The organism is Brevibacillus brevis, assembly GCF_022026395.1.
GTDB lineage: Bacteria > Bacillota > Bacilli > Brevibacillales > Brevibacillaceae > Brevibacillus.
In genome coordinates, this window is sequence record NZ_CP041767.1 from 4,984,929 (window position 1) to 5,010,815 (window position 25,887).

Below are 25,887 nucleotides of genomic sequence, written 5' to 3' on the forward strand. Positions count from 1 at the left end.
ATCATAGCCGAATAGAGAAGAAGGACGAAAGCCGAATGAAAAATCCCGCTTGGTTGGGTGACCCCTTTGCGATTAAGGATAACAAAATATTCCTGACGAAAAAAGTAGCGAAACGCCTCCTGGCCGAAGCACAAGAGGCGTTTCCTTATGAGTATTCTGCTTTGCTCGCAGGTCATGGAGCAACGATTACGACCTGTGTACCAATGCCCATCTCCCCTGACAGGCACGTGTTCGCTTGGGATGGGACAACGTTTCTTCAAGCCTTGCAACACATCCGCAAGAACAATCTTCAATGGCTAGGTGTCTTGCATACACACCCACATACACTGCCAATCCCTTCTGCACGCGACATAGCAGGCTGGCATTATCCCACGCTCAGCTATTGGATTGTGGGACTCGCATCCGCACAGCCAGCATGGCATGTCTATCAATGGGTACAGAATGGCAATAGCGGATCATTTGAAGCACGCAGCTATACACTGACAGAAGCGGCTTGTGACGATGGGGAAACCACTGGTTCCTCTCCTCCAAAAAACTCTTGATACAAAGCAATCACAGCACGGTCTGCCTCTTCGGCTTTTACACCGAACATCATGCTTACTTCCGATGACCCCTGATTGATCATTTCCAAATTGATTTTCGCAGCAGCCAACGCCGTAGTGGCTCGCGCAGTTGTCCCCACAGATTGACGCATGCCCTCCCCGACAATCATGACGAGTGCCAGACTATGCTGAACAGCGACATCATCAGCGAGCAGCTCTCGGCGGATGCGCTCTACAATCCGCTGTTCCTTCTCTTCCGTGAGATCTCGCTCTCGGAGAATGACAGAAATGTTATCAATTCCAGATGGCGTGTGCTCATACGAAAGCCCTTCCTCCTCCAGAATTTGCAGCAGCTTGCGACCAAAGCCAATTTCGCGGTTCATCAAATACTTGCTGACGTAAATGCTGCAAAAGCCGCCGTCACTTGCAATCCCCGACACTCTGTTTGTAGCAGATCCTCTCTCCGCCACAATCATCGTACCAGGCGCAGACGGATTGTTTGTATTCTTGATGCATACTGGTATATCTGCTTGATATGCGGGAATCAACGCTTCCTCGTGGAACACACTAAAACCGGAATAGGACAGCTCCCTCATCTCTCGGTACGTAATCTCTGTCACTTTTTTTGGATCGGCAATCAGGTTTGGGTTGACCACATACACCGAGTCGACATCTGTAAAATTCTCGTAGACCTCTGCCTGAACTGCCGCAGCCAAAATCGATCCCGTAATATCCGAGCCACCTCGTGAAAAAGTAACCAGATCACCGGCACGCGAATAGCCGAAAAATCCTGGGAAAATGACGATTCCCTCCCGCTCTCGCAATGTCGCCAATTTGGTATACGCTTCAGGGAGGATATGAGCATTACTTGCTTCATCTGTAACCAGCATTCCTGCGTCCTTTGGATTGATGTAGGTCGCGACCTCACCCAGGCTCTGCAAATAACGAGCGACAACTTTGGCGCATGTATCCTCTCCGGCAGCTTTGACCGCATCCATGAATCTGTCTGCGGACAAGCCCGCCTTGTTTGCGAGAACCTCCTCGAGCTCCGCTTCGATCGCTTGGCCGATCTCGGCAGAAAGACCGAGATCGGCCACAATCTCCCGGTAGCGCAGGAAAATGGCTTGTTTTGCTTCCTCTGTAGGCTCCCCAGCCAAAGATCGCTCAGCATAGGCAATTAACAAATCAGTAACCTTCGTATCTTCCTTGTTCCGTTTCCCAGGTGCCGATACAACAATCAATCGTCTGTCCCGATCCGCCATAACAATTTGGCATACTTTTTTTATTTGCTCGGCATTCGCCAGAGATGTTCCCCCAAATTTTGCTACCTTCATGATTGATTCCTCCACCCAACTCTCACGTCTTTTGCTTTTACTAGCTTAATTTATCCACACAAAAAGAACAAGTGTCTTTTCCACAGAGACACACAGGAATATTCATCAAGATTTGTCGCATAGTAACGGTGAGTACATCATCACGTACAGCTACCTAGCAGCAAAGTCTCTGCAACGAGGTGAACGAATGAAAAAGCATATCCTCTTTTTCCCCCTTTTGCTAGCTGTCATTCTTGCTCCTTCCTTCAGCGAGACAGCCAATGCCATTCGGGGGAAAAATCGCGAGTATTACGAAACAAGAGGAGATATCGTTTGGGAAGTGCCGACAGAGAGCAAGGTGATTGCCCTTACCTTTGACGATGGTCCTGATCAGGTATACACTCCTCAGATCGCAGCGCTGCTGAAGCAGTATCAAGCGAAATCTACCTTTTTTGTCGTCGGCAATCGTGTGAGCGAGTACCCGGAAATTGTCAAATCTCTCGCGAATGATCAACATGAGATTGCCAATCACACTTACAGTCATCCTGATATACGAAAGCTGTCAGCGAAACGACTGTTAGAAGAGGTGCAAAAAACACAGGAGACGATTTATTCGGCAACAGGGGTTCGTCCCACCCTCTTTCGTCCTCCGGGGGGATATTATGACGAGACCGTAGTCGATACAGCCAAGCAAGCCGGTTTTCTCGTGATCATGTGGTCATGGCATCAAGACACACGTGATTGGAGCGACCCCGGTGTAAAAAAGATCGTCAACAAGGTTTTGAACAACGCTCGGAATGGAGACATCGTGCTATTTCACGATTACGGAGGCAATCGAAAACAGACTGTACAAGCTCTCGAGCAAATATTGCCTGAACTGAAAAATAGAGGGTATAAATTCGTCACGGTCAGCGAATTGTTGAGAGGATACGGACGCGCGAAACAGGTAGACTACCCTTGATTTTCTGCATAAAAAAGTGCCCCTCGCTAAAAAGGGGCACTTCTCCTCTGATGGATTTGATTATTTCTTTTCGTCCTCCGAAATAGAATCGGTCTCAACCTGAACTTTTACAGGTACAGGCGGTTGCTGCGCGGGCACGTTACCACCCTTTTGCATAAAGTCCGAGATCATTTTATTCATATCCAAACCAGACACGTCTTTTAACATCTCCGGCAGTTGGGCCATCAGCTTCGTAACATTCCCGCTCAGACGATTGACGCCATCTCCCTGACCGCCTCCTGCATCCACGATTGTTACTTTGTCAATCGCTTTCATTGGCTCGGCAACTTTCTCAGCCAGCTCAGGGAGCATTTTCGCAATAATATCGAGGACAGCCGCATGACCGAATTTTTCAAATGCTTCAGCCAGCTTCTCTTTCCCTTCTGCTTCGGCTTCGAGCTTGAGTCGCGTGACTTCTGCCTCAGCGCTACCACGGGCTTTTTCAGCCTCGGCAATCGCCAAGCCTTCCAGACGCTTCTGCTCGGCATTTGCTTTTGCCTCAGCTTCAATGCGGTACTTGATCGCGTCTGCTTCTCTCAGCTTCTTCGCTTTTTCCGCTTCTGCCGCCTGTTCCACTGAGTAGCGGTCGGCGTCGGCCTTTTTCTTCACTTCCGCATCATATTGCTTTTCGCGGCGAAGAATTTCTTTTTCCTCCAGCTCGATTTCCTTCTGCTTGCGGACGAGATCGATCTTCATCTCTTCTTCTGTCACCTGCTGCTTGGCGACAGCTTCTTGCAGCTTGTAGGCTTGGTCCGCGCTCGCCTTCGCTTTGTCCTGCTCTTGCTTAAACGCCGCTACCTTCAGTTCTTTTTCCTTTTCAGCTTCGGCAATGTTCGTTTCCTTCAGCAGCTCTGCCTTGCGTGCCTCTTCCTCTGCCTGTGCCTGCTTGATCCGCGCTTCTTTGTCCGCATCAGCCTGTGAGATGGTCGCATCTCGCTTCACCGCAGCGATTTGCGGTATTCCAAGCGCAGCTAAATAACCGTTTTTGTCCCGGACATCCTTGATCGTGAAGCTGACAACGGACAGCCCCATTTTCTTCAAATCCTTTGTCGCTACCGCTTGCACCTCTTGTGCGAATCGCTCACGGTTCTTGTAAATTTCCTCTACCGTCATACTGCCGAGGATTGCCCGCAAATAGCCTTCGAGAACCTCCTGTGCTTCTCCGCGCAGCGCCTCGTCACTCTTGCCCATAAATTGCTCGGATGCAGTCGCGATATCTTCAATCGAGCCGCCTACCTTGATGATTGCAACGCCATCTGCCATGACAGGAACGCCCTGCTCGGTGTACACCTCAGGAGTCGATACGTCCAGCTTATGAGACAGAAGACTCAGAAAGTTTGCTTGTTGAAAAATAGGGAGGATAAATGCGCCGCCTCCGCGGACGATCTTCATCTTGCGCCCGGATTCGTCACTGAGTACGTTTTTCGAGCCGAGATAGCTACCCGTCACGATCATGGCTTCATCTGCACCCACTGTTTTGTAACGGGCCCAAAAAGCAATACCCAAAACGAGAAAGACTGCGACGACAACACCTACTATCGTCAAAATGCCAGGATCTAACATCATTTCCCATCTCCTTCGCCAGATTCAGTGTAAAAGGGGATCACATACAAGACATGGTCACGGACCTCGACTACGACGACACGGGTTCCTTGCGGGATAATCTGGCCCTCCAGACTCGCTGCCATATGGTAAGTGGTTCCACTAATCATCGGCAGCAGCACCTCTCCCAGTCCTTCTGCCGGAATTGTCGTCCCGACTTCTCCCAGCTTTCCTCCTAGTTGACTCATGGAATAGCTCGTGGAATTTTCCGCATGACTCATCGGCTTTACCCACAGGAAGTAAGAGACAAGAGCCAAAGCGAAGCCAATGACAGCAGCTAGCATCAATCCGACAAGCGCACCAAGAGAAGTGTACCTGGACAACAGATACCCCGCTCCGCCAAAAGCAGTCATGCCGCTGACCAACAAAATGGGCTGAGCAAAAGGCAGATGCAGATGTCCCAGCCAATCCGAGAGCGTATCGCCGAACAACAGTGAGATGACCGTGTAGAGTAGACCAAGTACAAGGCAGACCATGTAGACGGTTTCAAGTACGCCCACGACTGTCCCCCCTTTCTAAAATTGCCTCTATAGTGCATACGAGTGAGGTGGAAATTAGTTTCATAAATAAGGAATTAATCCCTTTTCTTATCGCTTTTTCTGCTGTAGGACTCTTTGGATGCGTCGAATGCCTTCCTCGATATTCGTCGGGCACTCCCACGAATAGGTCAGGCGCAGCCAGCCCGCTTCCGCTCCATAGACGCTACCGGGTGTAAAGACAACGCCCTCTCTGATCGCATCATCCAGCAATTCCCTTTCGTCCCTGGGAGCCAGCAACCGACACCAAATATGATAGCTGCCACCCGGCTCCTTCCATACGGCGAAATCGGAGAGATGATTGTGCATAGCGCGTACCATTGTTAGTTGCTGCTCCAACAAGTAACGAGACATCCGCTCCTGCTGATTGTTCCAGCTCTCTCGCTCAACAAACCGCCGGGCGAATTGCTGGGAGACGCTGCTCGTGCCAAAGTCCATTTGCTGCTTGGCATCGGCTAGTCTTTCTACGACAGATCTAGGTCCCACCAGCCAGCCAATCCGCAAGCCTGGCGCAATCGTTTTCGAAAGACTCCCGACATACAGAACAGCCCCTGTCTTGTCGATGGCTTTGATCGGCTTGGGTGGTCTAGGGCTTCCAGCCAGTGTCAATGCGCCGTAAGCGTCGTCCTCCACAAGTGGCAGGCGCAGCTCCTGACAAATATCGAGCAACTGAGATCGCCGTGCCTCACTTAAAATCGTCCCGGTTGGATTATGATAGGTCGGGTTGGCGAAAACCATGCGAATGCGATGCTCCCGCTGCAAGTCGTAGACAGCCTCGGGTATAATTCCGTCCTCATCCATCGGCAAGCGAAATAAACGCAGCCCGGCTGAACTGAATAAGGGCAAGGAATACGAATAAGAGGGTCCCTCCATTGCGATTGCATCTCCTGGATTCAAGAGACACAGTGTAATGAGATGCAATGCCTGCTGCGCTCCTGACGTCACCAAAATTTCGTCGGGAGAAGCGTGAATGCCGTAGTTTTCTTGCAAATGCACAGACAGTGCCTCACGCAGACGCGGCTCCCCCTTTGGGTGCGCGTAGCCCAGCTCAAGTTTGATCTCGTTTTCTTCCCTCGGCGTCGTTGGTATCCATGACGGGATCATCGTCGTTGCCAATTCTGCCTTTGCCAGATTGATGATTGAAGAATCGAAGCACGCATCCTGAATTCGTTTCGCGAGTGGATAAGCTGGCAAGAATGCCCCGCCATTCGTGTAGGTATACCAGTTTGGCATTTGTTTGACGCCCCACAGATCCCGACTGACCCAAGTACCGCTCCCTTGCCACGATTGTAAAATCCCTTTTGCCCGCAATTCTTCGTACGCTGCCGATACCGTCCCACGATTGACGCCAAAGCGACGTGCCAACACTCTTTCCGGCGGCAGAGATGTACCGGGGGACAGCACTCCTAGCACAATCTGTCGTTCCAGCTCTTTGGCGATTTGCAAATAGATCGGAACTCCCGCATCTTTGTCCGGCTTCCATTCCATCCTGATCCGTCCCCCAAATTTCCTGTTTTCGTTTTCCTCACTTTCGACAAATTGGCTTACTGCTCCTGCTGCCAATTGGCTCTACCGTTTATGCTCGGTCGCCTCTAAGATAAAACAACAGAAACTTTTATTCGATAAAGGATGGGATTCGGATGAGTGCACAGCTTCCTATCGAGAAGCAAGCCTTACAAAAAGAGCAACCAATCACTCCTGAGCAGCTGCATACAGAGAAAATGGGCTTGCTGTATGGCTTCATCGGGGTGCTTAGCTTCAGCTTGACCTTGCCAGCAACGAAGGTGGTTGTTACCGTGCTCTCTCCCCTCTCGGCAGGGTTGGGACGAGCGTTGATCGCGGCTGTACTGGCTGCTTTGGTGCTCCTAATGAAACGTGTACCGTTTCCTACCTGGCAAGAGACCAAGAAACTGTTACTCGTATCTGCCGGAGTAGTAGCAGGCTTCCCGCTTTTCTCGTCGTGGGCGATGGAGAGAGTGCCCGCTACGCATGGTGCAGTCATCATCGCACTATTGCCATTGGCCACGGCAGGCGCAGCGATATTTTTTTCAGGCGAACGCCCCACCCGGAAGTATTGGATTTCAAGTGGGATCGCCTGTGTGACGATTATCGCCTACGCAATCAGTTCTGGCTTTGGTGCCCTCCAATGGGCGGATCTCGCCTTGCTCGGGGCGGTCATCAGCGCGGCGATCGGATACGCGGTCGGCGGTGAGCTCTCCAAGACGATGGGTGGTTGGCAGGTCATCAGTTGGTCGTTGATCTTTGCCTTTCCTTTTCTCGTCATTCCGCTCGCAGGGCCTCTGCTTGCTGAGTTAAAACAAGCCACTTGGACTGTCTGGATCGGTTTTGGTTACATTAGCGTAATCAGTATGTTTCTCGGTTTTTTCGCCTGGTATCACGGCCTGGCACTCGGTGGCGTCTCCAAGGTAAGTCAAATCCAATACCTTCAACCCTTTTTATCGATCATCGCCGCCTGGCTCCTCCTGTCAGAGACATTGACACTCGGTGCTGTTCTTTCCGCTGTCATTGTCGTGTTTGCTGTCGCAAAAGGAAGAAAAGCTTCCGTACAGCAAAAAGCGTAAGGAAAAAACACCGCTCCTCTTCACTAGGAAAAGGGCGGTGTCTCTTGTTTTTATTCTGCTTGTTTCAGCATATTTCCCAAGTACATCGGTTGATAAGTGGGATCAGACAAGACTTGCTTGACTTGATCCGGTCGTGTTTTGTGGTCATTCGGCAGTTGCTTCCACTCGTCTAGCGTGACCCAGCCCGCCCATTCGATTTCTTCATCGACGATACCACCTGGCGTAGGGTTTGTCTCTTCTCCGACGAGCTTCGCCAGAACTCCTACTCCGACTGTATGCTTTCCATTCCCTTCCTGATCGATCCGATCGTCTATCCAGATCAATCGCTCCATTTCCACGAGGAGTCCAGTCTCTTCCATCACTTCTCTTTTCGCCGCGTCTGGAATCGCTTCCAAATATTCTACGATTCCCCCTGGCAGATTGTAAAAGATGCCTCGTTGTGTCTGCTCACGGATGAGGAGGACCTTCCCTTCGTGTTCCACTACTACGGTGACTCTCAAGCGAATCGCTGACATTTCGCTCGCTCCCTTCTCAGATGGCAGGCGTACGCGTAACATTCAGGGAATCGACACCGGAGTGCGCTAACCATTCCTGTAATGCCATAAGTCCATATTGTTCCAAAAACTTTGCTTCAGAATCCGCGATTGCATGAAGCATCATGAACCTGATTACGTCCTTGCCGTTTGTATAATATTCAAGTCCAGCCTCTTCATAATAGGCAGGGGTCAGTACCATATGATTCAAAACCGATTTTTCCACGATTGTATCCCCGAGCGAAAAGATGCTCCCAGACTCCATACGGGTATATTGACTCTCCCACTGACGAATTACCTGGGCTGCTACTCTTGCCAAATGCGTAATCATTCTCTGCTCAAACTGATAGGAATAGACGAGGTACTCTGTGGCCCCCATCTTGTGCAGCTCAAGCGTGGCATACGTCCACCATCCTCGCTTGCGCGTAGCCGGATAGACGGCAATCAGGATATCCGCATCTTCCGATTGATACAGAACGCCTTGGCTCCCAAAAAAGCGGTGGCAATGATCCATTAATTCCTTCACCACTATCATATGTGCAACCCCGCTCCAAAAAGTATGAAAACCTCTACGGCTGCCTGCTCATAGAAGAGCAACTGCGCATTTGTGAAAAGGTTTGTGCTCGCCCGAAAAAAAGCATGCCTGGATACGTAGGCATACTTCGTTGATGCTGGGTAGCGTAATCTTGTATATACGAACATTTTATCATTGTGCGGAGTGAATGTACATGTTTGAACACGCACAAAAAAGCCACCGTTATCCCGAGGGAACTGTTCTAGTTTATTTCGTGACTTTTACCGAAATCGTCATGCTTTTTCCTTGGTACTTCACCTTGAGTTTCGTTGTTCCTTTTGTGATCTCTTCCTCTTCACCTTCTGCAATCGTGACAGATCAGCTCAGCCCCACCGACATAGACTGTCAGCTTGGATGTTTTTCCGGCATATTTGGCTGAAATAACGGTTACACCTGGCGCAAGCCCGATGATTTCTCCGTTCCCATTGAGCGTATCGAAAAAGTAACCATTATTATCCATTTGCGTAATAAAACGTGAAGGAGTGAATTCCGCATGACCGACTTCGTATCCATCATATTGATAACACTCCCCCTACTTAGTTGGGGTTTTATCGTGAATTCCCAGTCACTTCGTAAAAGATGGCTGTATGTACTGTTCACATTTATCCTTTTTTGGGGGATTGTCGGATTAGAATGTTACTTTGACCCTCCATCCCCTCACTATGAGTAACCGACTCAATAGTTAAACAGCGTGATAAGTGAAAACTGCTCGACCATTACGACTTTGACATGGTACGATTTAGGAAACGCTTTTGGAGGGTGCAATAAAAAATACGTATCTGAACGAATCAGACACGTATTTTTTCTAAGGCGTTATTCCTTCGTCAAGAACTGTTCACTACTTGTCTTTATGAGCTTTTGTCTCTGCAAGGTGCAAGGTTCCTTAAGATCATTACTCCCTCGTTCAAATGTTTTCGTTCTTCAACGAATTAACGATACTGTATTCTTTGTATTTTCTATTCGCATAAAAGATCGTCAACCCCACAATAAAAAACACACCTATCCCAGCAATGATAAGATCCGCCCAAGGCAACGTAAAAGCAAATTCAAAATTACGGTCAAGGATCTTGTAGATGAAAAACATCACGCATAAACTAATCGGTAGTCCGTAAATAAGCGACTTCATTCCATAAAAAAACCCTTCGAACCGTAGCATTTTCTTCACGCCCTTTGGCGTCATGCCGATGGAAGCCAACATCGCAAACTCACGTTTTCTCAAGGCCATCCCTGTCGATATTGTGTTGATAATATTTGCCATACAAATGAGTCCGATGAGAACCACAAACCCATAAAGGAATACGGATGTGACTGTGGCGCGATTCATTGCATCCTGACGCTCCTCAATCAGATTGGTCGTATAGACATGTACATCTGGATATCTGTTAATAATCGGGTTTATTTCATTTTCCAATGCCGCAGACTGCTCAGTTGTAAATTGAACCTCGCTAGTAACTTGCTCAGACAGCATATTGTTCCCACGTTCTCTTAACTTGTCAAATCCTCGTTCAGAAACAACAAATGTAACCATAAAAGCATCTTCCTGGTAGCGTAGCATAAAAGGTGGACGTTTATCCGTGATAGAAGCAATTCGGACTTTAGCTCCTTCAATCAAAGTGAGAGGCAGTTCTGATCCTTCTTGGACTGTTAATTGAGAGATATCTGTAAAATTATGTTCTTCTTTCAAGGTGAACCGATTGACAAGTATTGCAGAAATCTCGTCACCTTCCAATTTCTTTGCATCAATCCCAGCGGATTGCAGGTACGCTGCAAAAGAGGCCTCATCCAGAGAAACAATGTTTGCAGACATGAAGTATTTCCCTTCTGGATTAAGAGTATGGCGACTGGAGATGTCTGTGGTAACCTCGTTTTCGTTGAGTAATAGATCTGCACCGATAAGTTGGGTCCGCACCTTTGTTGTTGCGTTTTGGACAGACATCAATTCATTTGTTAATGACCTTACCCTTTCCAGATCGGCTCCCCTTGCGTTTACTGACAGATCATATGGTAGCGGTGCTTGTGCCATATTGTAGGACTTATCCATATACAACGAAAAGGAAGAAGCTGCTAGGTACAAGATTACACTGATCGCAAGAGAAAAGACAGTTGAGCGATAGTGATGTTTATTCCTTTTCAGATTTTTTAATCCTAATTCCGCTTCAAATCCAAACAACTTCCGGATCATTTTGGATGTACGAACATCTTTTCCTTTTATTTCGATATCCTTTGTCTGGCGGATTGCAGTTATCGGTGTAATTTTCGAAGCCCTCACTGCTGGTAACCATGCAGAAATGAGCAATGTCAAAACGGAAAACAAAACGACAGCAATCATACTGTACGGCTCTATCACCAGTCGCATCGGTTCACTAGCGACAAACATTTTTTGAATGAATGGGCTGAGCAAATGGAGAGTAACTCCAATGCCAATTGACCCAAAAAACAACCCGGCTGGAATAGCTATGATCCCGATTACCGCAGCTTCAAAAAATACAGAAGCCCTTTTTTGTTGTTTGGTTGCCCCTACGCTAGATAACATCCCTAAAGTGCGACTACGCTCTGAAAGTGAGATCGCAAACGCGTTGTAGATTAGTGAGACAGATCCAATCAGAATGATAATTCCCACGGAAAGAACTGCCAGATACATGGTGTTAAGAAAGTGGGAATCATTCGAAATCCCGGAATAAAGCAAAAGGTCCCGATTGTACTTGATTTTTACTCCATTCGATTTAACTTGATCCTTTACTCCGCTTACTTTACTAGCAATCGTGTCACTCGTTTCATAAATGTTATTTCCTAAACCTTTAAAATCCTTATATTCAACACTTACCGTATAGGGAAAACCCTCCTCTAAATCACCCTCGGAGAGTCCACTAAATGCACGGTATGCGGCCAGTGCATCCCGCTCTCTAGCTGGCGCTTGAACAATCCCGGTAATTGTGTATGTTCTTGTCTTTGTAGGCGTAAAGACTTCCTTTGATTGATAGACATAATCGGTGTCTAATGTCTCGCTCTTACCATCTATATTCAAGCTACGTTTACCAAAATCTAAGGTGACTACATCTCCAACCTTCCAGCTTACCCCTGCGGTTTGGAGAAACTGTGATGAGAGTGCCAGTTCATTTTCATTTTGAGGCAAACGCCCATCAATTAGGCTCACCCCTACTACATCATGCTTACTGTGTCCAGTAATATACAAATAAGGCTTCACGCTGCTTGGAGAGTTAGAAAGTCGTGCAAATCCGAGTTTCTGTTCAATGTCGTACCTTTCAATTCCTTCTGCATTTGTAATAACCGCAACATCTTCTCCTGCAACATCGAGAAAAGCTGCCTGCCATTTACCAGAGTAGGCAATCGCGTTTCTCTGCATCATTTCCATGAAAGAACTGCTAATCGAAAATACAGCTGTAAGCATTGCGACAGAAATGACAACCCCAATGATTGTAACAAGGGTACGGCTCTTATTCTTCTTCATATAACGTAAAGTGAGCTGATTTACGATATTCATCGCCTGATCACCTCATCTCTGGAAATCCTGCCGTCCTGAATGCCAATAATACGGTCCGCTTTCAAGGCAATGTTTTCGTCATGTGTAATAACGATCAGTGTTTGATGCCGTTCTTTGTGTAGTTTTTTCAAGAGCTTCACAATCTCAGCACTATTTTGGCTGTCTAAATTCCCTGTTGGCTCGTCAGCCAATACAATGGCGGGACTGCTAATCAAGGCACGGCCAATAGACGCACGCTGCTGCTGTCCTCCAGAAAGCTGGTTTGGCAGATGCTTTAATCGCTGTTGAAGGCCTAGAGTCTCTATGATACCGGAAAAGATATCTTGATTTACTTCTCTACCGTCCAACAGCAATGGCAGGGTGATATTTTCCTCCACAGTAAGGACAGGGATCAGGTTGTAAAATTGATAGATAAGCCCAATCTGTCTGCGCCTGAAGATGGCCAGTGCCGTTTCATCCATCGCGTACATATCAGTCTGGTCAACGATCACTTTACCCGATGTAGGCGTATCAACGCCCCCCAGAATATGCAAAAGGGTAGACTTACCTGAACCAGATGGTCCAATGATCGCCACAAACTCCCCTTTTTGTACGGAAAATGAGATATCGTTCAATGCAGTAACAGCTGTTTCGCCATCACCGTACGTCTTTGACAGGTTCTCTACTCGCAAAATCTCCATCATGATCCTCCCAGATAAGTTATTACGTTGAGAATAGCTGCCAAACATGTCTCTTCGGTGACATTCATTCTTACAATTTTGTCATCTAAATGATTTGCTTGTAAAATTTGATTCTGAATGTTGTACCTGCACCAATCTGACTTTCCATAAACACATCGGCGTTTTGACTTTGCAAGATTGTTTTAGACATCGCTAGCCCTATTCCAATACTATCCGCTCCCGCATTCTTCCCTTTATAAAATCGTTCAAAAATGTGTGGGGCATCTTCCGGACTAATCCCCTCTCCACTGTCGGCAATGACAATTTGTGTATACAAGGGTGTTTCCTCACACGAAATAGCAATCTGTCCCCCGACCGGCGTATGCTCAATCCCGTTTTTAATTACGTTCAAAATGGCTTCTACCGTCCAGTTTTCATCTCCATACACGAAAAGGTCTTCTTTACAGGAAAAAGAGAGCTCCTGATTTTTTAATTCCATGGGGACAAGGAGTGGTTCTACTGCCTTGTTTATCATTTTCTTGACAGATACGAGTTCCTTCTTGAAAATAACACTTTGCACTTCGATTTTGGACAGCTTGAGCAATGAGGTCACGAGCCATTCAATACGCTTCAACTGATTGATAATTTTGCCCAAGAATTCCTCCCTCTTGTCTGGGGGCAGACTAGGGTTGTTTAACAAATCAGCCATGACAAACATAGAGGTAAGTGGCGTTTTTAATTGATGGGAGATGTTCGAAAGAGTATCTGCCAAGTATTGTTTTTCCTTTTTCAGTAGAGTAGACTGCTCGGACAACGTTAATGTGACTTTATAAATATCATTTTTCAGAATGCTCAATTCACCCTCAACGTTATCCCTAATATCCATCGTGGGTTGGCCTGAATATACAGAAGCCAAATAATAAGCGAGCTTCCTGATGTCCTGATAACGTTTGCGGGTAAACAGGAAAAAAATTGAAAGGAGCAGAAATACCATAGCAACTCCGACAATCCCCGCTCTCCAGTCGATCATCCATAGAATAGTGATCCCAATGAAAGAAATAAACATGCTATACATGCATAACTTCCGTATTTCTTTGTTTTTAAGCATGGCTGCCACTCATTCGATAGCCCAGTCCGCGTACGGTTTCAATCACTTTAGGATTCTGGCTATCATCCTCCAACTTTTCTCGAAGCCGTTTAATGTAAACAGAAAGGGTATTGTCATTGATAAAGTTACCATCTATATCCCAAATGCCCTCCAACAACTGATTCCTGGACAGAACTTGTCCTCTATTATTTAGGAATGCTAACAGCAAACGGTATTCTAAGGCAGTCAGCATCACTTCCTCGGTTCCTTTGTACACTTTAGCCAGTTTTGTATTTACGACAATATCTCCAATCTTGACTTTGTCAGACAAGTTGGGTTCTTTTTGGTAATGTCTAAGGGATGACTTCATTCGGCTAATTAGCTCCCTGATACGAAACGGCTTTGTGATATAGTCGTCTGCCCCCATATCTAACCCTCGAACTACATTGATTTCATCATCACACGCCGTCAAGAAGATGACAGGTGCATCCTGATTTTCTTTTACATATTCGCAAATCTCATAGCCATTACCATCTGGGAGAGTCAGATCGAGTAAATATAGATCAAAACTGTGCTGTTTGATTGTTTCGAGTGCAGTTTGTTTTCCTTCGCAAAGAACTACTTCATAGCCCTCACTGGAAAGCGAATAGTGCAAACCATCTGCAATGGTCTTGTCATCTTCCACTATTAAAACCTTCATGGTTCATCCTCCCTCTACTACCATAAATCGCAATCAGCAACTCTTATCTTCCCATTTTAGTAATTATAATCGGTGTTTTCATAACAATTGGTATTAACCTAATTTACTTAATTGGTAAGATACTTTGCAAGTTGGGCTAACAGAATCGTATAAAATGGTTACCTTTTTCAATCTGCTCTCGTCTTGTTTGTTAGCAATTCCACTTTTTGGGAGGAATCAGGCACTTATGAAAAACAAGACAGCTTGTCTCATCCTTTCTATTACTCAAAGCATATATGCCATTTTCTTATTGGCTTGGGCCATTTCTGTTATTTTTACCATTGTGCTTCTACCTGAAGATAAATATGATACTGGAGCACCAGGGGTGTTCTATACGATCCTATCGTATCCGCTTGTACTACTTGCCTCAACGTTGGGCAGTTGGTACTACTATCACAAGTTGAAATTCAAAACGAGCTACGCACTCAACGCCATTCCTTTACTTTGGGTCATTCCGATGGCGTTATTTATGATCTTATTATGGAAATTTAGTAAGTCCTCATAAAAACAGCCCTCTGGCGAATTACCGTCAGAGGGCTGTTGCGTTTTCCTTCATCAAGCAGGGCACAAAAAATACGTGTCTGAACGAATCAGACACGTATTGTAACGTTATCGAAACGCTTATCCGATAGAGCCTTCCATCTCGAATTTAATGAGACGATTCATCTCTACCGCGTACTCCATCGGCAATTCTTTTGTGAATGGCTCGATGAAGCCCATTACGATCATCTCAGTTGCTTCTGCTTCTGACAAGCCGCGGCTCATCAGGTAGAAGAGTTGATCCTCGGATACCTTGGATACAGTCGCCTCATGCTCAAGCGTGATGCTGTCGTTCATGATCTCGTTGTACGGGATCGTGTCAGACGTGGACAGTTTATCCAGAATCAACGTATCGCATTTGATGTTGGACTTGGAGCCTTCCGACTTGCGTCCAAACTGCGACAGACCACGGTACGTTACTTTTCCGCCATCACGGGAGATCGACTTGGAAATGATCGTCGATGTGCAATCTGGCGCCAAGTGAATCATTTTCGCACCTGCGTCTTGGTGTTGTCCTTTTCCTGCTACTGCAATGGAAAGAACGGTACCTTTCGCGCGAGGTCCTTTCATGATTACTGCTGGGTATTTCATCGTCAGCTTGGAACCGATGTTACCATCGATCCATTCCATGTTCGCATCCGCGTATGCAACCGCACGTTTGGTAACGAGGTTGTATACGTTGTTGGACCAGTTTTGGATCGTGGTGTAACGGCAACGAGCGCGTTCTTTTACGATGATTTCTACAACAGCGGAGTGCAAGGAATCCGTGCTGTAGATTGGAGCTGTACAGCCCTCTACATAGTGAACGAAGGAATCTTCATCGGCGATGATCAGCGTACGCTCGAATTGACCCATGTTCTCGGAGTTGATGCGGAAGTATGCTTGCAGCGGAGTTTCCACTTTTACACCTTTTGGTACGTAAATGAAGGAGCCACCGGACCATACTGCCGAGTTCAACGCAGCAAACTTGTTGTCTGCTGGCGGAATCACTGTCGCGAAGTATTCTTTCACGATTTCTGGGTGAAGCTTCACCGCAGAATCCATGTCGCAGAAGAGAACGCCCAGTTTTTCCAGGTCTTCCTGCATGTTGTGATAAACTACCTCAGATTCATACTGGGCAGATACACCTGCGAGGAACTTTTGCTCTGCTTCTGGAATACCCAGCTTGTCAAAGGTTGCCTTGATTTCTTCCGGCACCTCATCCCAGCTACGGCCTTGCTTTTCAGAAGGCTTTACGTAGTAGGTGATGCTGTCAAAATCGAGGTCGTCCAGATCGCCGCCCCATTTTGGCATCGGCATGCTGTTGAAGATGTCCAATGCTTTTAGACGGAATTCCAGCATCCATGCTGGCTCATCCTTGATCTTCGAAATTTCTTCGACGATCTCGCGGGTCAAACCCTTTTTCGTACGGAATACAGAAACGTCCTTGTCGTGAAAGCCGTACTGATATTCCTGTATTTCTGGGCCTTTAACAGCCATCGTTGCTCACTCCTTCGTGTTCATTTCCCTTACCCATCACTAATCCTGCTCCGCCTGTTTGACACCTTGCTCCAATGCTTTCCAAGCCAGTGTCGCGCACTTGATACGCGCCGGGAACTTGGCTACGCCAGACAAGGCTTCGATATCACCAAGGTCAATTGAATCATCGATTTCTTTGCCTTGCATCATATCGGAGAATTTTTGCGACAGCTCCATTGCTTCTGCTACTGGCTTGCCTTTGACGGCATCTGTCATCATGGATGCAGACGACATGCTGATCGAGCAGCCTTCGCCGAGGAACTTCGCGTCCACCACTTTGCCGTCCTCCACTTTCAAGGAGAGCGAGATGCTGTCACCACAGGTCGGGTTATTCAAATTCACAATGAGTCCGTCGGATTCTTCCAGCTTGCCGCGGTTGCGCGGTTTCTGGTAGTGATCCATAATGACGCGGCGGTATAAATCATCAAGAGAAGACATTGCCGAAATACTCCTTCGTCTTCTTCAAGCCCGCGATCAGCACATCTACTTCTTCTTCTGTATTGTACAGGTAGAAGCTCGCCCGAGCGGTAGCTGTCACATTCAGCCAACGCATCAGCGGTTGTGCGCAGTGATGCCCGGCACGAACTGCGATTCCGTAACTGTCCAGCACCGTCGCCAGGTCATGCGGATGTACTGTATCCAGGTTGAATGTAATTAAACAGCTGCGGTCCTGCTGTGGGCCGTAAATCTTCAGTCCTTCTATCTCGCGCATTTGTTCCATCGCGTACTTGACGAGATGTTTTTCATGACGCTCGATATTGTCCATACCGATCTCTTCCAAAAAATCGATTGCTGCTCCCAATCCGATAGCACCTGCGATGATCGGAGTTCCTCCTTCAAACTTCCAAGGGAGCTCCTTCCACGTGGAATCGTACATATCTACGTAGTCGATCATTTCTCCGCCGAACTCCATCGGCTCCACACGCTCCAGCACCTCACGCTTGCCGTACAGGACACCTACGCCTGTCGGGCCTGCCATCTTGTGGGCTGAAAACGTATAAAAATCGCAATCCAAATCCTGGACGTCGATTTTCTTGTGCGGAGCACCCTGCGCTCCGTCAACAAACAAAAGTGCGCCATGCTGATGAGCGATTTGGGCAATTTCCTTGATTGGAGTAGTATCCCCCAATACGTTGGAAACATGGTGAATGGCAACGATCTTGGTATTGTCCGTAATCGTTTCCTTGACCGCCTCCAGAGTAACGGTACCGTCCTCTGCCAGCGGAATGAACTTAAAGGTCGCTCCGGTCGCCTTGGCTGCCTGCTGCCATGGAATGAAATTGGCGTGATGCTCCACCAATGTGGTCACGATTTCATCACCAGGCCCCAGGTACTTGCGAGCATAGCCGTACGCTACCGTATTACAAGCAGAGGTCGTACCACGCGTAAAGACGATTTCTGCGGCTTCACGGGCGTTGATGAAGGCGCGAACTTTTTCACGCGCGCCTTCGTACCCATCTGTCGCTATGTTACCCAAGGTGTGCACGCCACGGTGCACGTTGGAGTTATACTCCCTGTAGTATTTATCCATCGCCTCAATAACCTGAATCGGTTTTTGAGAGGTTGCACCATTATCCAAATAAACGAGCGGATGTCCGTTTACTTCCTGGTGTAGGATGGGAAAATATTTCCGAAGCTCCTTGGCGTTCATTAGCCTAACTTCCTTTCAAGCGCCTGACGGAGTCTGTTCTTCACTTCTTCTACTGGAATCTCAGCGACAACTGGCTCCAGGAAGCCGAGAATGATCAGACGTTCTGCGCCTTGACGGGAAATACCACGAGACATCAAGTAGAAGATAGACTCTTCACTAAAACGTCCTACCGAAGCTGCGTGACCCGCTTTAACGTCATCCTCATCGATCAACAGGATCGGGTTGGCATCACCGCGAGATTTATCGCTCAGCATCAGGATGTTTTCCGCCTGTACGCCGTTTGCCTTTTCAGCGCCTTTTTCGATTTTCGTGATACCGTTCAAGATACTCACTGCTTCATCCGTCATAACAGCCTTGCTCACCATGTCAGACTCAGTGTGCGTGCCGATATGCTGAACTTGGGAAGTGAGGTTTTGGCGTTGGGAACCAGTACCTACAGAAATGGATTTGGTCTCTGCAATCGAAGCAGTTCCCTTGAGGATGGTGGTGTTGTTGGCAACGGTATTGCCATCGTTCATCTCACCCAAAATCCATTCCATTTTTCCATCGCGCTCAACCGTTGCACGACGGAAGCTGTAGTCGTGAACGTCTACAGACAGAGAACGTACAGAAGCTACTTGCACAGATGCGCCCGCGCCTACATATACTTCAACTAGGCTGTTCGCAACCATGCTTTTGCCCTCGCCAGATACATATGTGTCCACGTAGGTTACTTTACTGTTCGCTTCTGCCACGATCAATACATGTGGAGCCAACAGAGCGTTGTCGCCTGCGATTTCATACACAGCTTGCAGGGGAACATCTACTTCCACGTTTTTCGGAACGTAGAGGAATACGCCACCATTTACAACTGCCGTATGCAAAGCAGTCAGCTTGTGCTCATCAAGTGCAATAACGTTCAGCAAATATTTTTGCACGAGATCGCCATGTGATTGCAGAGCATCAGCAAAAGTCGTGAAGATCACGCCTTGTGCCTTCAACTCATCGGATACTGCTTGAAAAACAGTAGAAGCATTTTTTTGTACCAACAGGTTTTTCACGCTGTCGACATCGATTTGTGCTTTTACCAAATCGCTGAGTTCATTCGCCGCTGCCACCTTCGCAGTGGTTTGGAACGGATCGAAATCAACGGTATTCCATTTATCAATCTTCGTTTTCTCCAAGGCAGGGAGCGCCAGCTCTCCCGCCGCCTTCAGTCCAGCGAGGCGCTTTTCCAGGAACCAGGCAGGCTCCTGATTAGCTTTGGAGTACTGGGTGATCGCCTCGGAATCGAAGCGTAGCTGTACATCCACACTCATTTCACTGCTGCCTCCTTCATCCTACACGTTGGCGTTTACGGTTTCGTCCTCGATGCCGAGCTCTTCCTTGATCCAGTCGTAGCCTTCTGCCTCCAGGCGTTCAGCCAGCTCAGGACCACCGGACTTCACGATACGACCTTGCATCATGACGTGTACGAAGTCAGGCTTTACATAGTTCAGCAAACGCTGGTAGTGCGTAATAATCAAGAATCCGCGGTCTGCGGAGCGCATTTCGTTTACGCCGTTCGCTACGATTTTCAATGCGTCGATGTCCAAACCGGAGTCGATTTCATCCAAAATACAGATGCTTGGCTCCAAGAGCATCATTTGCAGAATCTCGTTACGCTTTTTCTCACCGCCAGAGAAGCCTTCGTTTAGGTAACGGTGGGAGAAAGATTCATCCATTTCCAGCGTGTTCATCTTTTTGTCCATCTCACGGATGAATTTCATCAGGGAGATTTCATTTCCTTCGCCACGGCGCGCGTTGATTGCAGAACGCAGGAAGTCAGAGTTGGTTACACCGCTGATTTCGGACGGGTATTGCATCGCCAGGAACAGACCTGCACGAGCGCGCTCGTCTACTGCCATTTCCAACAAATCTTCGTCATTGATCAGCACTTCGCCATCGGTTACCTCATATTTTGGGTGACCCATCAGCGTGGATGCCAATGTCGATTTACCGGTACCATTTGGTCCCATGATCGCGTGCACTTCGCCGCCCTTGATCTCCAAATTCAGGCCTTTGAGGATCTCTTTGTCCTCGATCTTGGCGCGAAGGTTTTTTATTTGCAAATGCGGTACTGCTGTCATCTGAATTCCCTCCATACACGTCAAAAGTGAGTTGGTAAATTCTCAATCCATTCTCAATAACTATCTTATAATAAGAATAATTATAAATCAAGGAATGAAACATATCTGTATTTTTTATATCATTATATTTAGAAAGTCCGATTTTGCGCATGAATCCCTTCCTAAATATTCTTGCCTCCGCAGCATTTTTCCCTTTGTAACTTTTGGACATACATTTCCGTCCAAATTGCAGGTGCTTTTTGTAAAAAACACCAATGGATAACTGGAAATGGAAGGATCATTTTGAAAAAGAGTAACAAGAAACTTATGTATCGCTATCACTCTATGGAAGGGGTCCCTTCGGAAGCTTACCTGACTCTATTCCGACAGTCAAATGGAAAAGTTGTACCAATCCATACTTCGAAAGTATTCGATGGCAACAAGTAACGGATAAGCTCAAAACCTTCGGTCATACGTTGACGTTTTTTTCTGTTTTCACGAAGAAAAAACGGATAGACCTTATCGTCTACCCGTTTCTTTCCTGTTCGATTACTTTACTTTTGGACCCGCATTTGCAATATCTGCTGCATTCGGGAATTTCTTCTCGAAGTTTTCGATGAAGCGTGCAGCCAGATCAGCTGCTTGCTTGTCGTAATCTTCCTTGTTTGCCCATGTATTGCGTGGTTGCAGAACTTCAGCAGGAACGTTCGGGCAAGAAGTCGGCACTTGTACCCCGAAAATCTCATCAGCTACATAGTCTACTTTTTCCAGCTCACCGTTCAATGCTGCTGTTACCATCGCACGTGTGTAGGACAGCTTCATACGTTGCCCAACACCTACCGGGCCACCAGTCCAACCAGTGTTCACCAGGTATACTTGAACCTTGCGCTCGTCAATCTTCTTACCGAGCATTTCTGCATATACTACTGGATGCAGTGGCAAGAATGGAGAACCGAAGCAAGTAGAAAACTCTGTTTGCGGAGCAGTTACGCCACGCTCTGTACCTGCCATTTTGCTGGTGTAGCCAGACAGGAAGTGGTACATCGCTTGCTCTTTATTCAGCTTGGAGATTGGCGGCAATACACCGAACGAATCGGCTGTCAAAAAGACGATGACATTTGGTTGCCCGCCCACGCCTGGAATCACAGCACCCGGAATTGCTTCTACTGGGTACGCAGCGCGTGTATTCTCTGTATATTTGGTGCTGTCGTAGTCTGCTACACGAGTCGCTTCATTTACGTCTACATTTTCAAGTACGGTACCGAACTGGATTGCTTTCCAGATTTGCGGTTCGCCTTCTTCAGACAGCTTGACGCATTTTGCATAGCATCCGCCTTCGATATTGAAAACGCCATTGTCAGACCAGCCGTGCTCATCGTCACCGATCAAGAAACGGTCCGGGTCAGCAGACAGCGTTGTTTTTCCTGTGCCGGACAATCCGAAGAACAGGGCAACGTCTCCTTCTTTGCCTACGTTCGCAGAGCAGTGCATGGAGAGTACGTTGCGCTCTGGAAGCAGCATGTTCATTACGCTGAAGATCGACTTTTTCATTTCGCCAGCATACTCGGTGCCACCGATCAACACTGTCTTTTGCTCAAAGCTCAATACGATGAAGGTCTCGGAGTTCGTTCCGTGCACCGCAGGATTGGCCTTGAAATTAGGCGCATAGATCACCGTAAATTCTGATTCGTGCGCAGCCAGTTCTTCTTCAGACGGACGGATGAACAACTGACGTGCAAACAGGTTATGCCAAGCGAATTCGTTCACTACGCGGATTGGCAGGCGATAGGTTGTATCTGCACCCGCAAAGCCATCGAAGACAAACAGTTCATCTTTTGATTGTAAGTATTGGAGCACGTCTTGTTGAAGTGCTTGGAATTTTTCAGTACTGATTGGTTGGTTAACCGGACCCCAGTTGATTTTATCGTGTACGGAAGCTTCGTCCACCACAAATTTGTCCTTTGGCGAACGGCCGGTAAACTTCCCTGTTAGCGCATTGAGCGCCCCCTTGTCGGTCAAAATCCCTTCGCCACGCTTCACTGCCATCTCAACAAGATTAGCTACAGGCAAGTTATGATACACTTTCGTAGCTCCAAGAATGTCAGTAAGCTTTTGAACCGTATTGGTTTCCATGTGTGAACGATCTCCTTCCCAAAATGTGTATCATTTATTGTGACTTTCTAATTGTCGCTCGATTTGTAATTAGTATATCACATTTAGCTAAATAAGCTACATAATTTTATAATCTCTTATGGAGAATGTGTGAATAACCCTCCTCATGCGTATTATTCCCCAACAGCAGTATTTTGTCCACAAACCAATCAGTCTATCGACTATTCGTGGAGTACGCAGAGACATTTTCCCCACAAAAAGAGCAACACCAAGAGTTTACTCCCTTAGTGTTGCTCTCACAAGGCATAAAGATTTACGTATTTTCAAACGTTTTTACGACTGTCTGACACAAAATCGCCACACCTTTTTCCAATGCAGAGCGGTCAAAATGCATCTGCGGATGATGCAGCCCCGGTACCAAATCGCATCCAAGAGCCAGCATCGTCGCCTTGATATGAGGGCGCTCCACCGTATAGTAGTGGAAATCTTCCGCTCCCGGACTGACAGGCGCCGCTCGCAAATTCTCTTGACCGAGCACATCTACGATCGCCTGCTCCATAAATGCCTTCGCTTTCTCATCGACCTCTGCCGCTACCATGCGAGAACCGGACTCTACCTCTATGCGTGCCTGGAAAGACTCCGCGACTCCGTTAATCATTTGACGAACGCGATTCTCGAGGGTCTCCATCGCCTCATTCGTCTGCGCTCGTAGATCAAGAGCAAAACGCGCCTTGTCCGGAATAATGTTGTAGCTCTCTCCCCCGGCCTGCAGCATAGTCATTTTGACAGTGGCTGGCACCATCGGGTTGATATGTACTTGCCCGAGACCCGAAATAATCGCTCCCGCTACTTCAATCGCATTGATCCCGAGATGTGGTCTCGCACCGTGCGCCGCTACTCCTGTTATTTCTCCATAAAGGAACATAGCTGCTCCGTTGTAGATGGCGGGTCCTGCCGTGCCATTTGCCATCTCCTGAATCGGTCTTAAATGAACACCGTACAAATAATCGATGTCATCGACGACACCCTTCTCCACTAGCTTCAATGCTCCCGTTCCTTTTTCTTCTGCTGGTTGGAACAAAATTTTTAACGTTCCCGGCGGTTGATATCCAGCGGCAACCAATGCTTCTACCGTTTCCACGATCAATGTCATGTGGGCGTCATGACCACAGGAATGATTCGCGCGCCACTCACCGTTCACTTCTTGCCAGAGAGCATCGATATCTGTGCGCAAGCCGACAACTGGCTTTCCTTCGCCCCATTCAGCCACTAATCCTGTACAATCGTCAAAAGTCGTAACACGCAGTCCCAAGGCACGCATGCGCTCCGCCAAATAACGAGTCGTTTCTACTTCCTTCCAGCTTATCTCCGGATTCTCATGCAGATGACGGAATGTTTCGGCAATAGCATCTTTACGTGCAGCAACCGTCTGTTGCAACGACATAACAGTAGACATCAAAGCGCCTCCTCCAAAACCGTTTCTTCCTATTATATCACACCGCCCCATTGGACAGTTCACCGACAGGTTAGTCGCAAAATGGCATCGAGCTTCAATTGATCGCGCAATGTCCCTGCTATTTGCACCTTTTCTTTGGCTAAAACATAGACGAGCTCATCGCCACCAAAGAGCATGTGCATTTGTTTCTCCCCTCCTCTGATGATCAGATCGGCAGGCTGCTCTTCTGTCCATACATCCCAGGATGCAACGCCTTTTGCTATCGTCAATTGCCACTGTGACGGTGAATCATCCACTACAATTCCGATCCTGCGCTCCCATCCTGCCGTTATGAATCGCAAGTGTGCTTTTCCTTGCAGTCGCTCGCCCAGTTCAAAAAGCAGTCTGCCCATTCCGATCATCTGCACGCCACCCCTCTCTTCCCAATTGGGTTCGTGGCCTGTGAAGTCGAATCCTTTGGCGAGGAATGAGAGTCACTGTCGGCTGTTGTCAGGGGGAGCATCTTTTTCTCGACATTGTTAGAAAGGCCGTTTGAGCCAACATAGTGGAGGAGAAGAAAAAGCACAGTTCTCTTCGACTCTGACACGCCCGCAAGGAGGATTGACTGCTCGTCTCCACATAAAAAAGGGAACCGTCGAGCCAAAGCCACCCTACGGGCGGACGTTTCTCAGGGAAGAAGTGTTCGACAACCGGGTCCCCTTTTTTAAGTTCCGACTGGGTAGGCGTTGTCAAGGTCTACGAGCCCTGTGCTTTTTCTTCTCATCAGGTTTTGTGTGTTCGTCCCGCACCACAGCAGTAAGATGGCAAAAACAAAAAGCATCCGCTTTACGCAGATGCTTTTCGGAAACACTACTCATCGAACTCGTCTTTATCGAGTCGCACCTCAAGGTGGTGACCATCAGGTGTCTCAAAATACAAATTATAGCTGGTAGGCTGTGTAATTGGGCCACGATAGCAAATATTCTCTGCCTCCAGCTTATCAACCAGATAGTCCAGCTCAGCACGGCTCTGCACAGAGAAGGCGAGATGATCGACTTGCCCTACGCCGCCTTTCCCAGCTTCCCCGCCATGAGGATGAAGACCGATCCGTGTGTATGTGCCAATTTGAAAGTAGACAGGTGCTCCTTCCGTCATATTCTCTTCCGGGATAGGGACTTCCAAAATGTCCTTAAAAAAACGAGCTACCTTCACAACATCACTACAATTCAATGCGATGTGGTGAACGGCTTTCAAATGAAACATTCACACTGCCTCCCACGTCAACTCAGGTCATGCGCTCTTGTGCGACATTAGCTTTTCTTTTATTGTACTGCTTCAATCGCTCGCTTAACCGTCTTAAACGAATCATCAATGCTTCCCGCCAATCGTCATCCTGTAACTCCTTGGCGATCCCGAGCAGATCAAGTGATATATCAATCTGCTGCTTTAACACTTCGGCGAAGCTGGCTGCTTCATCCGTCATGGTACAATTCTCAAACAACTCGGATGTATTGTCAACACTCACAAAGTCAGCAAAATCCACTTCTGGAGCCTGATCTCCCTGAGCATATTCTACTAAAATTTCGTATTCTCCCTCAATACCAGGATGAACCTCAATTCTGTCACATACAGGACAAAACATGATCGGGACATTGTGTACAAGCGTTTTATAATGACGGACTGAGCCTACGGAACCTACCATTCCAGCACCACAACAAAAACTCATATAGTCTCCCTCCCTATTCGCCAAATGAAACGTCCATGTCCGTTTTTTGGTCGAAACTTTGTCTGTATCCGCATTGTAGCGTATATGCCCACTAACTCTCCACCCGCAAATGCTACCAATAAAGGAATCGAAGTAAGATTTGGTTTATC

General features: G+C 47.5%; 25 protein-coding genes. 4 read left to right on the forward strand and 21 right to left on the reverse strand.

The window, feature by feature from the left end; translation table 11 throughout:
• The first annotated feature begins 35 nt into the window (after positions 1 to 35).
• Complete coding sequence (locus FO446_RS23675; protein ID WP_173610018.1) at positions 36 to 542, forward strand: M67 family metallopeptidase; 507 nt, start codon at positions 36 to 38, stop codon at positions 540 to 542.
• On the opposite strand, the gene FO446_RS23680 is transcribed toward FO446_RS23675, so the two are convergent.
• Positions 473 to 1,876, reverse strand: coding sequence for an aspartate kinase (locus FO446_RS23680; protein ID WP_232773475.1), 1,404 nt, complete (start codon positions 1,874 to 1,876; stop codon positions 473 to 475). The genes FO446_RS23675 and FO446_RS23680 overlap by 70 nt on opposite strands.
• Before the next feature lie 187 nt (positions 1,877 to 2,063).
• Between FO446_RS23680 and FO446_RS23685 the strand changes: the two genes are divergently transcribed.
• Complete coding sequence (locus FO446_RS23685; RefSeq protein WP_237899269.1) at positions 2,064 to 2,816, forward strand: polysaccharide deacetylase family protein; 753 nt, start codon at positions 2,064 to 2,066, stop codon at positions 2,814 to 2,816.
• 60 nt (positions 2,817 to 2,876) lie between these two features.
• Here the strand turns inward: FO446_RS23685 and FO446_RS23690 are convergent, their stop codons facing one another.
• From FO446_RS23690 to FO446_RS23700, 3 genes are all read right to left on the reverse strand, one after another.
• The gene (locus FO446_RS23690) at positions 2,877 to 4,418 is read right to left on the reverse strand and encodes a flotillin lipid rafts scaffold protein FloT (protein ID WP_221868015.1); all 1,542 of its coding nucleotides are present in this window, start codon (positions 4,416 to 4,418) and stop codon (positions 2,877 to 2,879) included.
• Positions 4,418 to 4,957 (reverse strand): NfeD family membrane protein, encoded by a 540-nt coding sequence (locus FO446_RS23695; RefSeq protein WP_221867872.1) that lies wholly within the window; start codon positions 4,955 to 4,957, stop codon positions 4,418 to 4,420. Before FO446_RS23695 ends, FO446_RS23690 begins: the two co-directional genes overlap by 1 nt.
• An 87-nt stretch (positions 4,958 to 5,044) precedes the next feature.
• Complete coding sequence (locus FO446_RS23700) at positions 5,045 to 6,481, reverse strand: aminotransferase-like domain-containing protein (RefSeq protein ID WP_237899272.1); 1,437 nt, start codon at positions 6,479 to 6,481, stop codon at positions 5,045 to 5,047.
• Between the two features lie 152 nt (positions 6,482 to 6,633).
• Between FO446_RS23700 and FO446_RS23705 the strand changes: the two genes are divergently transcribed.
• Positions 6,634 to 7,575 carry a DMT family transporter gene (locus FO446_RS23705; protein ID WP_173610013.1) on the forward strand — a complete coding sequence of 314 codons (942 nt, stop codon included), beginning with the start codon at positions 6,634 to 6,636 and terminating at the stop codon, positions 7,573 to 7,575.
• A 50-nt stretch (positions 7,576 to 7,625) separates the two neighbouring features.
• Here FO446_RS23705 and FO446_RS23710 read toward each other — a convergent pair whose 3' ends face one another.
• The 7 genes from FO446_RS23710 to FO446_RS23740 all read right to left on the reverse strand — a co-directional run bounded on the left by FO446_RS23710 (position 7,626) and on the right by FO446_RS23740 (position 14,630).
• On the reverse strand, positions 7,626 to 8,090 hold the full coding sequence (locus FO446_RS23710; RefSeq protein WP_229088160.1) for an NUDIX domain-containing protein: 465 nt from the start codon (positions 8,088 to 8,090) through the stop codon (positions 7,626 to 7,628).
• Positions 8,091 to 8,106: 16 nt separating this feature from the next.
• A complete protein-coding gene (locus FO446_RS23715; protein ID WP_173610011.1) occupies positions 8,107 to 8,643 on the reverse strand; it encodes a suppressor of fused domain protein in 537 nt (178 codons plus the stop codon).
• 334 nt (positions 8,644 to 8,977) lie between these two features.
• Complete coding sequence (locus FO446_RS23720; protein WP_173610010.1) at positions 8,978 to 9,142, reverse strand: hypothetical protein; 165 nt, start codon at positions 9,140 to 9,142, stop codon at positions 8,978 to 8,980.
• Between the two features lie 444 nt (positions 9,143 to 9,586).
• Positions 9,587 to 12,184, reverse strand: a complete 2,598-nt coding sequence (locus FO446_RS23725) for an ABC transporter permease (protein ID WP_237899274.1) — start codon at positions 12,182 to 12,184, stop codon at positions 9,587 to 9,589.
• Positions 12,181 to 12,864: an ABC transporter ATP-binding protein gene (locus FO446_RS23730; protein WP_237901087.1), complete on the reverse strand. Its 684-nt coding sequence runs from the start codon at positions 12,862 to 12,864 to the stop codon at positions 12,181 to 12,183. Before FO446_RS23730 ends, FO446_RS23725 begins: the two co-directional genes overlap by 4 nt.
• 85 nt (positions 12,865 to 12,949) lie before the next feature.
• On the reverse strand, positions 12,950 to 13,951 hold the full coding sequence (locus tag FO446_RS23735; RefSeq protein WP_237899275.1) for a sensor histidine kinase: 1,002 nt from the start codon (positions 13,949 to 13,951) through the stop codon (positions 12,950 to 12,952).
• Positions 13,944 to 14,630 (reverse strand): response regulator transcription factor, encoded by a 687-nt coding sequence (locus FO446_RS23740; RefSeq protein ID WP_173610007.1) that lies wholly within the window; start codon positions 14,628 to 14,630, stop codon positions 13,944 to 13,946. Before FO446_RS23740 ends, FO446_RS23735 begins: the two co-directional genes overlap by 8 nt.
• Before the next feature lie 226 nt (positions 14,631 to 14,856).
• On the opposite strand from FO446_RS23740, the gene FO446_RS23745 reads away from it, so the two are divergent.
• Complete coding sequence (locus FO446_RS23745; protein WP_173610006.1) at positions 14,857 to 15,174, forward strand: hypothetical protein; 318 nt, start codon at positions 14,857 to 14,859, stop codon at positions 15,172 to 15,174.
• Between the two features lie 116 nt (positions 15,175 to 15,290).
• Here FO446_RS23745 and sufB read toward each other — a convergent pair whose 3' ends face one another.
• The 10 genes from sufB to FO446_RS23795 form a co-directional block, all read right to left on the reverse strand.
• Positions 15,291 to 16,688 (reverse strand): Fe-S cluster assembly protein SufB, encoded by a 1,398-nt coding sequence (sufB, locus tag FO446_RS23750; RefSeq protein WP_048034589.1) that lies wholly within the window; start codon positions 16,686 to 16,688, stop codon positions 15,291 to 15,293.
• A gap of 39 nt (positions 16,689 to 16,727) precedes the next feature.
• Positions 16,728 to 17,165, reverse strand: coding sequence for a Fe-S cluster assembly sulfur transfer protein SufU (gene sufU / locus FO446_RS23755; RefSeq protein ID WP_173610005.1), 438 nt, complete (start codon positions 17,163 to 17,165; stop codon positions 16,728 to 16,730).
• Positions 17,152 to 18,378 (reverse strand): cysteine desulfurase, encoded by a 1,227-nt coding sequence (locus FO446_RS23760; protein ID WP_047073086.1) that lies wholly within the window; start codon positions 18,376 to 18,378, stop codon positions 17,152 to 17,154. The genes sufU and FO446_RS23760 overlap by 14 nt, the downstream gene beginning before the upstream one ends.
• Positions 18,378 to 19,676 (reverse strand): Fe-S cluster assembly protein SufD, encoded by a 1,299-nt coding sequence (gene sufD, locus FO446_RS23765; protein WP_047073087.1) that lies wholly within the window; start codon positions 19,674 to 19,676, stop codon positions 18,378 to 18,380. Before sufD ends, FO446_RS23760 begins: the two co-directional genes overlap by 1 nt.
• A gap of 21 nt (positions 19,677 to 19,697) precedes the next feature.
• Entirely contained in the window at positions 19,698 to 20,486 is a 789-nt protein-coding gene (gene sufC / locus FO446_RS23770; protein WP_237899276.1) for a Fe-S cluster assembly ATPase SufC, read from the reverse strand.
• A 528-nt stretch (positions 20,487 to 21,014) separates the two neighbouring features.
• Entirely contained in the window at positions 21,015 to 22,598 is a 1,584-nt protein-coding gene (gene pckA, locus FO446_RS23775; RefSeq protein ID WP_237899277.1) for a phosphoenolpyruvate carboxykinase (ATP), read from the reverse strand.
• A 292-nt stretch (positions 22,599 to 22,890) separates the two neighbouring features.
• Entirely contained in the window at positions 22,891 to 24,033 is a 1,143-nt protein-coding gene (locus FO446_RS23780; RefSeq protein ID WP_173610001.1) for a M20 peptidase aminoacylase family protein, read from the reverse strand.
• A gap of 59 nt (positions 24,034 to 24,092) precedes the next feature.
• The gene (locus FO446_RS23785) at positions 24,093 to 24,434 is read right to left on the reverse strand and encodes an SCP-2 sterol transfer family protein (protein WP_173610245.1); all 342 of its coding nucleotides are present in this window, start codon (positions 24,432 to 24,434) and stop codon (positions 24,093 to 24,095) included.
• A gap of 448 nt (positions 24,435 to 24,882) precedes the next feature.
• Positions 24,883 to 25,275 carry a VOC family protein gene (locus FO446_RS23790; RefSeq protein ID WP_007726371.1) on the reverse strand — a complete coding sequence of 131 codons (393 nt, stop codon included), beginning with the start codon at positions 25,273 to 25,275 and terminating at the stop codon, positions 24,883 to 24,885.
• Positions 25,276 to 25,297: 22 nt separating this feature from the next.
• Positions 25,298 to 25,738: a hypothetical protein gene (locus FO446_RS23795; protein WP_007726368.1), complete on the reverse strand. Its 441-nt coding sequence runs from the start codon at positions 25,736 to 25,738 to the stop codon at positions 25,298 to 25,300.
• Between the last annotated feature and the right edge of the window lie 149 nt (positions 25,739 to 25,887).